The sequence below is a fragment of the Nocardia sp. NPDC058497 genome (assembly GCF_042720195.1).
Lineage (GTDB): Bacteria > Actinomycetota > Actinomycetes > Mycobacteriales > Mycobacteriaceae > Nocardia.
The window spans coordinates 1-13,419 of the sequence record NZ_JBHXMY010000112.1 but is presented as its reverse complement, the minus strand read 5'-3'; the positions used below and the strand labels follow the sequence as shown (position 1 = coordinate 13,419).

Below are 13,419 nucleotides of genomic sequence, written 5' to 3'. Positions count from 1 at the left end.
CGGGCCCGGCGCGCTCCGCGGGGGCCGACCGGGGTGTCGGCTGGTCGTTGGGTTTGTGGGACGGCATCGCGGGGCGGCGGGGGGACCGGGCAGCGGCGACCCACTGCACCCCCGAAACCTGCATGATCGACGCCGATTTCCTCACCGAGGTCGGTTTCGAAGTGGTGGCCCCGCATCACCGCTTCCCCCGGCTGCGCCTGGAACTGGATTCCGACCACGGCTGGAAGGAAGACGTCGAGCGCGCTCTCGACCAACTACTGGCAGCCGCATCGATGGAACCACCCACCCGCGTCGGCGCGCACTGAACAACAACGTGGCTACAACAACACAGAAGCGGCCTCGCGAACATGAGGCCGCTTCTGTTATTCGTCCGTCTGATTTCGCATGGACATGGGTAACTCATCGGGCACGGGCTAACTCAGCTCCGACCAATCCGCCGGCCGCGCAGCGAACTTCTGCGTGCCTAAATCAGGCCAGAATTCTCGGGGAGGCGGTCCTGAGCGGCGAGTTCTTCGGCGAGTAGTTCGGCGAAGGTGTACGTGCCGGTGGGCTGGTCGTCCTGGCCGAGCAGGTACAGCCGCTTGACCGAGATGAGGATGGCTTCGGCGATCACGTCGCGCATGCGCGGGTTGGTGAGCACCGAGGCGTCGTATTCGTTGGTGAGGTAGCCGAGATCGACCTGGACCGTCGGCATCTTGGTGAGCCGCAGCAGATCCCAGGTGCGCTGATGAGTCCGGCAGTCCTGCACCGAGGTACGGGCGACCACCTCGCGCTGGATGAAGCCGGCCAGCACCTGCCCGATCATCGACACCGAGCCGTGCGAGTTGCCGAAGTAGAAACCGGCGACGCCCTTGGCGGACGGGTTGTCGCTGGTGGCGCAGCGCAGCGAGATCATCAGGTCGGCGTCGAAGGCGTTGGAGGTGTCCGCGCGTTCGGCATCGGTGGGGTTGGCGCCCCACGGCCGGGACAGGAACGTCTCCATGCCGGTGGCGGCCATCCGGCCCTCGAGCCGGGAGGCCAGATCCCAGAGGATCTCCGACTCGTAGACGTCACCGAACTCGGTGGGCACCGCGAAACCCTTGTCGGCGCCGCCGAATCCGGGATCGATGACGATCCGCTTGCCGGTGAGCTGCGGGCCCGCCCGGTGCACCACCTCTTCCTCGGCGATGCGGTGCGGGTTGCCGCCGGTGACGCGCGCGCCGAGCAGATCCAGCGAACGCAATGTGTCGGGACCGCAGATGCCGTCGGCGGACAGGCCGATCTCGCGCTGGAAGGCGCTCAGACCGTCGTGGGTGTGCGGGCCGAAGTAGCCGTCGACGCGGTGCACGTAAAAGCCGAGGTCCTGCAGCTTGCGCTGCAGGGTGGCCACGTCGTCACCGTAGAGCGGCGCGGACAGCTGGTAGATCAGCGTGCGGGCACCCAGGCGGTAGGAGGCTTCCTTCAGCGCGCGATAGGTCGCCGGACCGACGACCCCGTCGACGAGCAGACCGCGCTGCTGCTGGAACGCGCGTACCGCCGAGTCGAGCGGGCGGTCGAACTCAGCGTCGGTGTCCTTCCAGTAGTCGCCGTGCTGGGGATGCAGGAAGCCGAGGCTTGCGAGGGTGCTCCGAACCTCTGCGACGGCTGGTCCTGAATCGCCGTGACGAAGTCGGTGCATGCGTGAGAGCCCTTTCTTCGGCCGGAGCGTCGCCTCGATTGTCTCAGACCCGGGGCGCTTTGCGGGAATCCCGGGTCCAGGCATCCTACGGCGCGTCGGCCGGTCGGAGGTGCTTTTGTCAGATCCTGCGGTGTTCCCGGCGGGCCCGGAGGAGGTAGCGCAGCGTAACCACGCAGGGCCCTCGGGGGACACCGCCGTTCAGATCAAGCCGTCGAGTTCACGCAGCAGCGCGGCCTTGCCCTTGGCGCCGACGATCTGCTTCACGGGCTTGCCGCCCTGGAACAGGATCATCGTCGGCAGGGACAGGATCTGGTAATCGCGGGCGGTGCCGGGGTTGGCCTCGGTGTCGAGCTTGGCGATCGTCAGCTTGTCGGCGTGGGTGCCCGCGATCTCCTCCAGCACGGGGGCGACCATCTTGCACGGACCGCACCAGTCTGCCCAGAAGTCGACCAGCACCGGCTTCTCGCTGAGCAGGACGTCATCGGCGAAGGACTGGTCGGTGACGGTGATGGTGTTGGCGCTCTCGGCCATGGGTGTACTCCTTGCTGGGGGTGGAACTCGACGTGCTCGAAATCAGTTGGTGGGCACTGCTGCCGGGCCGTCGGCGTTGTCGAGGGTGTTCGCGGTGATGTCGCCCTGCTCGGCGAGCCAGCGCTCGGCGTCGATCGCGGCGCGGCAGCCGGTGCCCGCGGCGGTGATCGCCTGCCGGTAGGTGTGGTCGACCAGGTCGCCCGCGGCGAACACGCCCGCCACATCGGTGGCGGTGCTCGGCTCGGTCACCTGCACATAGCCTTCGCCGTCGAGCGCGACCTGGCCCTTGACCAGTTCGCTGCGCGGGTCGTGGCCGATGGCGACGAACAGGCCGGTCGCGGCGAGCTCGGACTCCTCGCCGGTGCGGGTGTCACGCAGGGTGAGGCTGGACACGCTGTTCTCGCCGTTGACCTTCACCACTTCGGCGTTGAGCCGGAACTTGATCTTCTCGTTGGCCTTGGCGCGCTCGAGCATGATCCGCGAGGCGCGGAACTCCTCGCGCCGGTGCACGACGGTGACGCTGGCCGCGAACTTGGTGAGGAAGGTCGCTTCCTCCATGGCCGAGTCGCCGCCGCCGGCCACCACGATGTCCTGGCCCTTGAAGAAGAAGCCGTCGCAGGTGGCGCAGGCGCTCACGCCGCGGCCGAGCAGCTCCTGCTCACCCGGCACGTGCAGGTAGCGGGCGGCCGAGCCCATGGCGAGGACGATGGCGTAGGCCTCGAAGGTCTCGTCGCCGACGGTCACCTTCTTGATGGGTCCGGACAGGTCGATCGCGTCGACGTCCTCGGTGCGCAGGTCGGCGCCGAAACGCTTGGCCTGCTCGCGCATCTGCTCCATCAGGTCGGGACCCATGATGCCTTCGCGGAAGCCGGGGAAGTTCTCCACCTCGGTGGTGGTCATCAGGGCGCCACCGAACTGGGTGCCCTCGAAGACGAGGGGCTGTAGTTCCGCGCGAGCGGCGTAGACGGCTGCCGTGTAACCGGCGGGTCCTGAGCCGACGATGATCAGGTCGCGAACTGGCGTGCTCATGGGGCCCTTCCGAAAGGCAAGCTGGGGACGTGTCGGTCAACAACAGCCTAAACGGTGTTGTTCCCGGTGCTACGGCGCTGTCCGGGAAGCAGCAGCGTCAGCCGATGTCGCGTAGCGCTAGTTGTTCGGGTGTGCCGGTGGTGCAGCTCGCGCCGACGACCAGCGCGGTAATGGTCGGCGGCGCCGGCCCGACGACGAGCACCAGGACCGCGTCGGTGCCGCGGAAGGTGATGCTCGACGCACCGAGGACGGCGCGGTCGATGCCGTTGGCCTGGACGCAGCGGGTCAGTGCCGCGTCGTCGGCCAGCGGACCGCGGACCTCGCGCTTGCCCAGTGCGCTGAGCGCGGCCGCGGTGGTGAGTTCGTCGCCCGGGGTGGCCGGTTCGGTGAACTTCGCCGCGGTCGGCGTGCCGTCGGTGGTGTCGAGCGTGCCGACGACCGCGCCGGCGCCGGCCAGGACGGCCACCGTGGCGGCGGCCGCGGCCAGTAGCCCCATCCGGCGACGGGATCGGTACCGCGCCAGGGAAACCGGCGGTTCGGCCGGTAGCTCCGGCGGCGTCAAGCGTTCGGTAGGACCGTCGCCCGCGTCCAGCTCGGCGACGAAACGGAACATGCGGTCGGCGACGTCGTCGGGCATGCGGTGCATGACCCGCTCGTCGTTGCCGAGCCTGCGGAGGTGAGCGTTCACCTCGTCGAGCTGATTCAGGTAGCGCAGCGCGTCTGGGTCGGTGCTGACGGTCGGCCACAGTTGCTCGCGCAGTTCCGGCGCGAGGTTGTCGGCATGCAGATCGGCCAGCAGTTCCGACGGGAACGGAGGCTGCGGCACGGATCGAGACACCTCGCACCTCCCCTGTTCTGTCGATATCGGATCGCAGGATTTACATCGCTGACTTGTTCGTCACTGTTAATGACGCATCCGGACTAGATCCGGTTCCCCGGATCCCGGAAAAAGTCCAAACGTTCTTGCAAACGTACGCGCGCCCGGGAGCATCGGCTCTTGATAGTGCCCTCCGCCACGCCGAGCAAGGCCGCCGTTTCGGACACGCTGCGCCCCTCCATTTCGACCATGACCAGGGCAAGCCGCTGGTCCTCCGGCAGCGTGAACAAGGCCTCCTCGACCACGGTCGTCAGTTCGAACTCGGCGAACTCGTCGCGCGGGTCGAGCGCCTCTGGCATGACGTCGGGTGTGATCGATATCGCGCGCCGGGTCTTGTTGCGGCGGATCCGGTCCAGGCAGGCGTTGACGACGATGGCGTGCAACCAGCTGCGCACCTCGGCCTCGGCCCGGAACGAGTTCGCGGTGCGGTGTGCGGACAGCAGAGCGTCCTGCAGCGAGTCGGCGGCGTCCTCGCGGCTGTAGGAGGTGCGCAGCGCGGTCTGCCACAGATGGTCCTTGTGCCTGCGCAGCAGTTCGGCGAACGCGTGCGGCTCGCCGCGGACATGCGCGGCCAGCAGCTGCTTGTCACTACCGTTCGCCAGGAGGAACGAGCGATCGCGGTATGCGGCGACCTGCCGCGTTCTCCCCCCGCGGACTTGCTCGTTGACTTCCGGCGACACCTGACCCCTTGGACAGCGCTCATTACGGCGACTTCACGTGGCGAGCGAGGCCGATCCATCACCTGACTACTACGCGGCGTCCAGGATCGACGTCGACAGATCCTGGGTAGCTCCCTGCCGAGAGCGCGGGGCGATCATATCGCCGATAACAATTGCGCACCAACCGGACCGGGGTTCGATGACGGTCGGCATCCGGCGCGGAAGTAGGCGGCAACCTGCGCTGATAGCGGTGGGAGATCGCAGCAGCGAACTAGGGTGCCGCGTCGAAACGGACGTCGGCGATCTCGGTCTGGAACTGACCGCCCGAGTTCGCCAGTTCGGTGATCCAGACGAGGACGAAACGCGCGGCCTGATCGGTCTGCACGGCGATGTCGGTGACACCCGCTCCGAGCGTGGCCGCCCCGATCAGCTGGGTCTGGTCGAGCGTTGGCGCTTCGGTGGGCGAGGTACGGATCTCGACAGTGCTGCCCGCGCTGGGCGAGGTGATCGAGACATTGGTCAGCTTGGCAGGCGACGGCAGCGTGGCCAGCACGCCGACGCCCTTCTTGAGGGCGGGGAACTGCTGGAAGTACTGATCGGTGTGCCACACCGTTGCCGGGTTCTGGTCGAGCACCGCGCCCGCCGTGGCCGCACCGTCCGGGGTGCCCTCCGGGGAGAACACCGCTGCCCCGGTGACCGGCACCGGGAAGCTGGTCGGCGGCGCGGCCGGGGTCTGGCCGGCGGGTGGCGCCGCGGCGGGCGGCGCGACACTCGACGTGAGCCCGATGTTGACCTGCTCGTCCAGCGGCTTGTCCGCGGCGCCGGGCGCGAAGATGCTGACCATCCACCAGATCAAGATGCCGACGACCAGTGCGGCGAGCACGCCGAGGCCGACCATGATCCACATCATCCGCTTGGAACGATCCCGCTCGGCGGCCAGCAGCTCGGGATCGGCGAGCGAATCCGGTCCGCTCGCCACGGCCCGCTGACCCAGCCGCAGGACGGGGATGAAATCGGTCTTCTGGTCGACGACCGAGGCCTGCTCGAGCACATGCTGCACGGTGGCGGCGGTGCGCACACCCTTGTTCGACTCGAGCGAGCGGACCGCGACGGCCGAGATCTCGAACGGGACCTCCGGCCGGATCTGCCGCGGTTCCACCGGCGTGCCGTCCGGCCCGAAATCGGCAAGGTGCAGCCCGCCGATGGTGGCCGCTGTCCCGGTCATACCGCCGACCCGGATCGGCCAGCGGGCGGTGATCAGGGCGTAGAGCATCGCGCCGAGCCCGCGCACGTCGCCCTGGGCGTCCGAATCACCGATCGTGCCGGGGAACGCCAGCACGGCGTCACCGGAGGCGCTGATCCGGATCCGGTCGGGATGATCGATCGAGAGCGAGCCGCCGCCGCGGTGGGCCAGTTCGGCCGCCGAAGCGAGCGCCCTGATGGCCCTGGCCGCGCCGATCGGCGACGGCACCGTCTCAGCCATCTCGCGCAGCGAACGACCCGGCGTCCACTCGGCGACGACGATGCCGCCGGAGCTGCCGCGAACCACGTCGAGGACCCTGGCCAGGCCGGGCGAGTTGATCCGGCCGAGGCGCAGCGTGCGCGACAGGATCGCCTGCGGGCCGTCGTGGCCGGAGTTCTCCCCCGACTTCTGATCGGCGTCGACGAAGGTCAGCGCGACCTCGCGGTCGAGCTTGATGTCGAGCGCCTGCCAGAACTTCAGCCCGCGCGCGCCGCCGTGATCCGCCAGCAGCCGGTACCTGCCACCGGCGACGGACGCGCCGGGCATCAGCTTCGGGCCACGCTGCGCACGATTCGCCGACGGCGGGACCTGCGGCGGGATCGGCAACATGCCGGTGTCGTACGTGGGATCGTGTGGCGGCATGTCCTGCCGTGGTTCGTCCGCCGGATGTCGCTCGTCGGCTGCCGAGCCGTTATGTGGCGTTTCGGCCTCGTCGGGCGTGTCGGCATGCTCGGATCCTGTCGCGCGGGACGCGGCAGGATCGACATCGGTGGACATTCCTCCTGCTGCGCGCGCCGCAGAATCAGCGGCCGGGACGCCGCCCACCGCGTCATCGCTCACCCTCGGTCCTCCTTCGCCCTGATCTCGCGGATCTTTCCGCGTGTTCACGACATCACTACCCATGTCGGTCTGCCGAACAGCGTACGGGAACTGTGCTTGGCCGGTGAGGTCAACAGCGCCCGGCCGGATGACGGGCAGGATCATCGTCTGGGTGTCCATGGACGGCCCATAAGACGGGAACCCGTAGGTGTCGGGCCTGCGCAGTACCGTGGTCGCGTAGATGTCGTCGGCGGGGGTCTCGTCGAGGCCGAGATCCGGCGCAGGCGGGGTGATACCCAGCTTGCGCGACACCGCGACGGTGATCGCCACGACCTCGGGAATTCCGGCCAGGCGCATCAGGCCGAACGCCACCGAGAACATCACCAGCGCGCCGATCGCAACCCGCAACAGCGAACCGGGTCCGCCGGAGAGTCGGTCCATCCGGGTGACGGTATCGATGATGAGCATCACCGCGCCGCCTGCGATCGAGGCAAGCAAGACTCGGGTGACGGTCCGCCCGACATTGGCCATGCGCAGATCACCGAGACTGCGGTGCAGCAGCATTCCGCCGACGACAGCCCCGGCAGTGAATCCGAGGCCCGTCGCGACACCGAGAATTGTGACGACGTCCTTGTCGTCCTGGGCGATGACCGGCGCAAGGACGGAGAGGACCACCTTCACCGCAGTGATGCCAAGGATGATCCAGGTGGGTGTCCACGCCTGTTCTCTGGCGTAGAACACGCGCAGGTGGATAAGCACCAGTGAATACGGAATCAGCGTGAATGCCGACCAGCTCACCGCGGTGCCGAGCCGTTCGGCATCGCCGGCGAACCGGGCATAGCCATACAGGGCCTGGCCGATCTCGGGACCCGCGATGGTCAGGAAGGTGACCACGGGGATCATCGCGATCATCGTGAGTCGCGTGGCGACAGAGAGATCGTCGACCACGGCTGGTGTGTCATCGTTGGCGGCATTGCGGCTCAATCGGGGCATGATCGCGGTGAGCAGTGTGACGCCGAGGACGCCGTACGGCAACTGCAGCAGCAACCAGGCGTTGGTGTAGATAGCCGGGCCGGCCACGTCGACGGAGGACGCGATGTTGTTGGCGACGGTCATGCCGATCTGGCTGATCAGGACGTACAGAATGATCGCCGCGGCCATCGTGCCGAACTGCTTGAGCCGAGCGTCGATCCCCCACAGGGGACGCAGGTCGATGCCGTGGCGGCGGAGCGCCGGCAGCAGGCTCAGCGCCTGCGTCGCGACGCCCGCGGTGACGCCCAGACCAAGTACAAGCAGCTTCGCGTCACCCATTCGCACCGGATCGAGCGTGATCTCGCCCGGAGTGAGTGCGTAGACGGCCAGCACGACCAGCATGACCATGTTGTTGAGCACCGGCGCCCAAGCACCTGGTTTGAAGGCCTGCCTGGTGTTCAGGATCGCCGTGAACAGCGCCGATGCGCCGTAGAACAGAATCGCGGGCGCCAGCAGATAGGTGAGCGCCGTTGTGAGCTCAGTGTTCACCTTGCCGTCGGAATCGACGAACACATGCGTGGCAAGGATCGGGGCCGCGGCAATCGCCAGTACTGTCGCGGCGAACAACACCGTGAACGCGGCGGTGACCAGCCTGCGCACAAACGCCGCGCCGTTGTCGTCGTCCTCCTGCTCGGCGCGGATCAACGTCGGAACCACGATCGCCGTCAGCACGGCTCCGAGCACCAGCTCGGCGATCATGTTCGGGATCAGGTTCGCCGAGATGAAAGCACTGGCGATGGCCGGACCGAGCACGGTCAGCAGCAGCAGCTGCTTGGCGAACCCGGTGATCCGGCTGACCAGCGTCGCGACAGCGATCGAACCGGAGTCCTTGAGCAGTTTCGCGTTGGCGCTCTGCGGGGTGTCGGGCTTCTCCGCCGTCACCCGCTTGGGGCGCGCGATCCGCTGGGTCTTGGCGGCAGCCTGGTCGTCCACGGCGGTGCGCCGACCACTCGCCGAGCCACGTGCGGATTCCGCCTGCGCGCCGACCGGTGTGCCCGGCATCCCGGGATACGAGGGGCGCTGCCGGGCGCTGCGACGCTCCTGGCCCTCCGGTCGTCGCCCCGCGGCGTCGTGATCGCCACCGGGCCTGCGATCCGGACCGCCGGGTTGTTCGCCGAACCGCTCCGGTCGGCCCTGCCTGGGAATAGCACCGGACTGTGGGCCGCGCGAGGGGAGGTCTCCCGCGCGCGCACCGGTCGCTGGGCGCGGCGGAACCGCACCTTCCTGAGGTCGCTGGGGGCGTACCCCCGCGTCGATATCGGGACGCGCCTGCCGCGGGATCGCACCGGAAGGCGACTCGTGCGCCGACGCGGGACGCTGCTGCTGTGGGAACTCACCTGACCGCGGGGCCTGCCCGGGTCGCTGCGAAAACTCACCCGGGCGCGCGCCGGAACCAGGCACGGAGGGTCGCTGCCGCTGCCCCGAACGCGCGTCCGAGCCCGAGGCCTGGCCGGGCCTGGCCGGAATCTCCCCCGGACGCGCGACGGGGCTCGGGGCCTGGTCAGGCGAGAACGCCGCCGGGCGTGCACCGGAGCCCGGCGCGGGCCGCTGCTGCTGGGGGAACTCACCTGAGCGCGCGTCGGAGGCCGGGGCCTGGTCGGGCGGGAATTCACCCGGGCGGGCGCCCGATCCCGGCCGAGGGGGATGGGGTGGCTGACCAAGACGAGCACCCTGCGCGGGGTGCGGAGGCTGGGGCTGACGCGACGGCGGAAAGTCCCCCGGGCGCGCGCCGGAACCTGGACGCGGCGGTTGCGGCTGACCCGGGCGCTGTGCCTGCGGGAACTCGCCCGAGCGTCCGGCGGTACCGGGTTGCTGCGGCGGAACGCCGGGTCGGTCGATCTGACCAGGCCGCTGCTGCTGCGGGAACTCGCCGGAACGATCAGCTGGACCGGGCTGCTGCTGCGGCGGAACGCCGGGACGGCCGATCTGCCCTTGGCGCTGCTGCTGCGGAAATTCACCGGACTGGCCCGGCAGCTGCACGCGCGGCAATTCACCGGATCGACCGGCTGGGGGCGGTGGCTGACGATTGTCGCCGTGGGGACCGCGCGGCTGATCCTGCCCGCGGTAACCCGCAGGCGATGCGCCGGGATGATCCGGCGTCACGGGCCGAAACCCGGATGGCTGTTCGCCGGGACGGAACTCGGCCTGCGGCTGCTCACCGGGCCGATACCCGGGCGACTGCTCCCCGGGACGGTATCCAGCCTGACCAGGTGGCATGCCGGGCAGGGGTCCGGCACCTGGCTGAGGTTCGGCACCTGGCCGAGGACCAGGCTGACGACGCCCACCCTGCTGGTCGTAGCCAGGATCTGCAGCCCGATATGGCGGCTGCGGCACACGCCCCGGCTCACCGGGACGTGGTGCGGCGACGTTCCCCTCATGCTCCCCGGCCGTCATCCCACGCTCCCACGGCGCGACGGGCGTAGGGCGCTGTGCCGGTCCGTCGCGACGATCGTCGTGGTCGTGCCGATGAGCGGAATCATCGTCGCCCATCATGCCTCCTGTACCCGGCGTAACCCGCGAATCCCGCCGGTCCGATGAGCGTTTCGCTCACCCGTGCCACTCTCGTCCTTGTCTGCCATGTTCCCCCGCCCGCGTGTCAGGCGCGGGCGATCAGTGCCGTTCGAACCCCTCGTCGGCGGGATCGGGTTGCCCGCGGAACCGACGCAGGAGTCGGCGCCCGGCCAACAGCAACAGCAGTATTCCGGCACATGCCGTAATTATGGCCAAGGCCTGTCCGTAGGCGTTCGAGCGCACCGACACCGAGGTCGGCTCGCCTAGCGCAACGCCGTCGGGCGTGGTAAGGGAAATCGGAATCACCAGCTTACGGCTGTCGCTCACCTCGGTCGGAATCTGGAACGAGCGGGTGCCGAAGGGCGGAAGCAGCTGTTCGCCGATATCGGTGATGTTCGTCTCGGCGGGCGCCTCGATCCGGAAGTGCACCCGGATCGCGACCGGCAGTTCATTGCGGGCAACCAGCAGCAACGGGCTCTGCTCCGAGGCCAGCGTGTACACCCCGCCCGGCGGCAGCACCGACACCGCAGCGAACATGCCGTCGAGCTCGCGGGTGGCCTGATCGATGCGGCGCTCGGCGTACAGATCGGCCAGGGTGTCGTCGTCGGTCCTGCGGTCGGACAGGCTCAGCGCGCGCAGCAGGTCTTCCTTGACGGGTGTCATGAAGGCGTGCGGGGTGAGCTCGGATTCCGGCAGCTCGACCAGCGCGCGCATCAGCTCGGTGATCCGCGCGCCCTGGGCGTGGATCGGCGCCACGAACCGCTCCGGCGCCGCGTCCTGGGCGGCGCGCGGCAGGTACTCGAGCGCGAACGGGCGCGGGTCGGGCGCCTGGGCGACGAGCTCGGCGAAGCTGCGCGGGCTGGCGAGGTTGTTGCGGGTCAGCAGCTCGATCTGCTTGAGCAGCGCGATGCCCTCTTCCCGGTTGGCGCCCCACTGCTGCGGCGGCATGAGCAGCTGCGAGCGCGGCCGGTCCGCCGCCGGGTTCAGGGCCGTCCAGGCCATCGCGCCGAGCGCGTCCTGCAATCGGGCCGCGCGCGAGTCTTTGGTGACATCGAAACGCACCTTCGACGGCGTGAACGACGGGGTCGGCGGGTTCGAGCCGACGGCGGCCAGCGCGGTCGCCGACCAGATGTCGAAGGTCGTCACGTGCAGCGCGGGGTCGGTCGTCGCCGGCGCGGCCGTCGGAGGGTCGATGCTCACCCCCGGCACCCGGACGACGTCCGGCGCCGCCTGCTCCCCACCGACGACGACGCCGGGTTCGAGCGTCTCCGGCGCGGAGGTGAGGGCGTTGTCGGTATCGCTCGGCACGCCGTCGGTGGTCACGGCCGTGCTCGCCAGCACCGCCGTCCCGTACCCGTGGCCGCGCAGCAGCTGCCCGGCCGGATCGTCGATGCTGCCGGAATCGGGCAGGCTGACCCCGCGCAGCGACCGGGTGCCGAGAATCGCGTCAACCACGTCGGCCGGTGCCAGCAGCGCCCGCGCGGACAGGCCTGGATCGTTCACCGCGGCCAGCGCCGACACGTCGACCTGCGCGAACGGTAACGCCACCGTGCACATCGACCCGGCCAGCGCGCGCAACCGGTCGAGCCAGGCCTGCGCGCTCGCCGCCCCGGTCCCCTCCCTGGTCGCGCCTTCGGGATCGGACGGGCTGGCCAGCACCCGGTAGCCGCGCGTCATCGTCTGCACGGTCGACACCAGGTCGGGATCGATCGCGATACACACCGAACTCGCCACCCCGCGCTCGCGACCGGGCGCCGGGGCGATCGTTTCCAGCGCGGACACCAACTGCTCGAGCCGCCCGCCCTTGCCGACCGAAACAGCCAGCTCGTCGTCGAGCAGTTCCGCCTGCCCGTTGACCGACCCCGGCCTGCCCGCGACCATGCGCGGCCGGTCGGCGAGCGGCCAGATCAGTGTGGTCGCCACCGGCGTCGCCTCGGCGGGCGATGGCACCGGCTCGGCGCCGCCTGCCTCGCTGCCCGTGCCGGGCAGCCCGAGCACCGGCAGCAGGAAGCGGGCATCGTCGAGCCTGGCCTGGGTGCCGTAGGCGGGTTCCCCGTTGACGTTCAGCAGCAGCGGATACACCCCGGGATCGGTCAGCTGGAGCGAAGGGCCCTCGCCACCGGCCCGCAACGCGATGCGCACCGAGAACTGTTTGCGCTGACCGGGACTCAACCGCTCGGCGATATCCTGGAACGGCCCGGTGAGCTCGTAGTTCACCTGATCGAGCCGCAGCGAACTGCGCAGTCCGCTCGGCGAGTCCACCGGCGCGGCGCGCTGGATCCGCACGGCGACGTCGTCGACGACCCGGTCGCCGATATTGGTGACGGTGCCCGACACCGTCAGCATCGGGTCGCTGCTCGTCGTGACCGTGCCGGGCGCGATGGCGTCCAGGGTCAGCTTGAGGAATTTCGGTGTCGACGCGCCCGACCCGTTCGGTTGCGCGTGCCCGACCGCCGGCAGGAGCGTCACCGAACCCAAGATGGTCAGGACCGCCGTGATCAGCCGGAACAGTCCACCCGTCATCGCTTGCCGGTCTCCATCCGGTCGATCATTCGATTCGCCACTTCGGCCAGCCGCCGTTCGTCGGCGTAGGCCAATCGGGAATCCAACTCGCTCAACGGAACCCACGCAACCTGGGTGACTTCCACGTCGGCGTCGGACAGTTCACCGCCGAGCGAGCGCAGCAGGAAATGGTGCACGGTCTTGTGTACCCGCCTGCCCTCGGTCACGAACCAGTAATCGATACTGCCCAGCTCGGCGACCACTTCGCCGTTGATGCCGGTCTCCTCGGCGACCTCGCGAATCGCGGTCTGCTCGGAGGTCTCCCCCGCTTCGATATGCCCTTTGGGCAGCGACCACAGCAGCCGTCCCCGGCGATCGGTGCGCCCGATCAGCGCTGCGGAGCGGTGCTCGCTAGGACCGTCCAGACCGTCGACGACGAGACCGCCCGCCGAGGTCTCGCGCACCGTGCGCATGCGCGGTTTTCCGGCATTGCTCGCCGAACCCCGCCGCCGCGGCTGGCGGCGTCGACTGTTCGCGCGATCGCGCCGGGGTCACACCC

At 69.3% G+C, this 13,419-nt stretch carries 9 protein-coding genes and 1 pseudogene; 2 read left to right on the top strand and 8 right to left on the bottom strand.

Annotation, left to right across the window (positions count from 1 at the left end):
• A pseudogene (locus ACFWPJ_RS10745) lies at positions 1 to 305 on the top strand (hypothetical protein); the annotation flags it as partial.
• A 158-nt stretch (positions 306 to 463) separates the two neighbouring features.
• Here the strand turns inward: ACFWPJ_RS10745 and ACFWPJ_RS10740 are convergent.
• The 6 genes from ACFWPJ_RS10740 to ACFWPJ_RS10715 form a co-directional block, all read right to left on the bottom strand.
• Positions 464 to 1,657 (bottom strand): N-acetylmuramoyl-L-alanine amidase, encoded by a 1,194-nt coding sequence (locus tag ACFWPJ_RS10740; protein ID WP_378849578.1) that lies wholly within the window; start codon positions 1,655 to 1,657, stop codon positions 464 to 466.
• Between the two features lie 198 nt (positions 1,658 to 1,855).
• Positions 1,856 to 2,188, bottom strand: coding sequence for a thioredoxin (gene trxA / locus ACFWPJ_RS10735; protein ID WP_189031738.1), 333 nt, complete (start codon positions 2,186 to 2,188; stop codon positions 1,856 to 1,858).
• 42 nt (positions 2,189 to 2,230) lie between these two features.
• Complete coding sequence (trxB, locus tag ACFWPJ_RS10730; RefSeq protein ID WP_378849577.1) at positions 2,231 to 3,217, bottom strand: thioredoxin-disulfide reductase; 987 nt, start codon at positions 3,215 to 3,217, stop codon at positions 2,231 to 2,233.
• Positions 3,218 to 3,314: 97 nt separating this feature from the next.
• Complete coding sequence (locus tag ACFWPJ_RS10725) at positions 3,315 to 4,043, bottom strand: hypothetical protein (protein ID WP_378849575.1); 729 nt, start codon at positions 4,041 to 4,043, stop codon at positions 3,315 to 3,317.
• A gap of 95 nt (positions 4,044 to 4,138) precedes the next feature.
• Positions 4,139 to 4,696, bottom strand: a complete 558-nt coding sequence (gene sigM, locus ACFWPJ_RS10720) for an RNA polymerase sigma factor SigM (RefSeq protein WP_378849580.1) — start codon at positions 4,694 to 4,696, stop codon at positions 4,139 to 4,141.
• Positions 4,697 to 5,024: 328 nt separating this feature from the next.
• Positions 5,025 to 8,849, bottom strand: coding sequence for a murein biosynthesis integral membrane protein MurJ (locus ACFWPJ_RS10715; RefSeq protein WP_378849573.1), 3,825 nt, complete (start codon positions 8,847 to 8,849; stop codon positions 5,025 to 5,027).
• Positions 8,850 to 9,527: 678 nt separating this feature from the next.
• Between ACFWPJ_RS10715 and ACFWPJ_RS10710 the strand changes: the two genes are divergently transcribed.
• The gene (locus ACFWPJ_RS10710) at positions 9,528 to 10,385 is read left to right on the top strand and encodes a hypothetical protein (protein WP_378849572.1); all 858 of its coding nucleotides are present in this window, start codon (positions 9,528 to 9,530) and stop codon (positions 10,383 to 10,385) included.
• A 72-nt stretch (positions 10,386 to 10,457) separates the two neighbouring features.
• Here the strand turns inward: ACFWPJ_RS10710 and ACFWPJ_RS10705 are convergent, their stop codons facing one another.
• The gene (locus ACFWPJ_RS10705; RefSeq protein ID WP_378849570.1) at positions 10,458 to 12,881 is read right to left on the bottom strand and encodes a DUF6049 family protein; all 2,424 of its coding nucleotides are present in this window, start codon (positions 12,879 to 12,881) and stop codon (positions 10,458 to 10,460) included.
• Positions 12,878 to 13,333, bottom strand: coding sequence for an NUDIX hydrolase (locus tag ACFWPJ_RS10700; protein WP_308426122.1), 456 nt, complete (start codon positions 13,331 to 13,333; stop codon positions 12,878 to 12,880). Before ACFWPJ_RS10700 ends, ACFWPJ_RS10705 begins: the two co-directional genes overlap by 4 nt.
• Positions 13,334 to 13,419 lie beyond the last annotated feature (86 nt).

Bases quoted from the DNA above. Each gene is read 5' to 3' on its own strand.
- trxA (WP_189031738.1), bottom strand. From the start codon at position 2,188: ATGGCCGAGAGCGCCAACACCATCACCGTCACCGACCAGTCCTTCGCC.
- ACFWPJ_RS10740 (WP_378849578.1), bottom strand. From the start codon at position 1,657: ATGCACCGACTTCGTCACGGCGATTCAGGACCAGCCGTCGCAGAGGTT.
- ACFWPJ_RS10715 (WP_378849573.1), bottom strand. From the start codon at position 8,849: ATGCCGGGCACACCGGTCGGCGCGCAGGCGGAATCCGCACGTGGCTCG.
- trxB (WP_378849577.1), bottom strand. From the start codon at position 3,217: ATGAGCACGCCAGTTCGCGACCTGATCATCGTCGGCTCAGGACCCGCC.
- ACFWPJ_RS10700 (WP_308426122.1), bottom strand. From the start codon at position 13,333: ATGCGCACGGTGCGCGAGACCTCGGCGGGCGGTCTCGTCGTCGACGGT.
- ACFWPJ_RS10705 (WP_378849570.1), bottom strand. From the start codon at position 12,881: ATGACGGGTGGACTGTTCCGGCTGATCACGGCGGTCCTGACCATCTTG.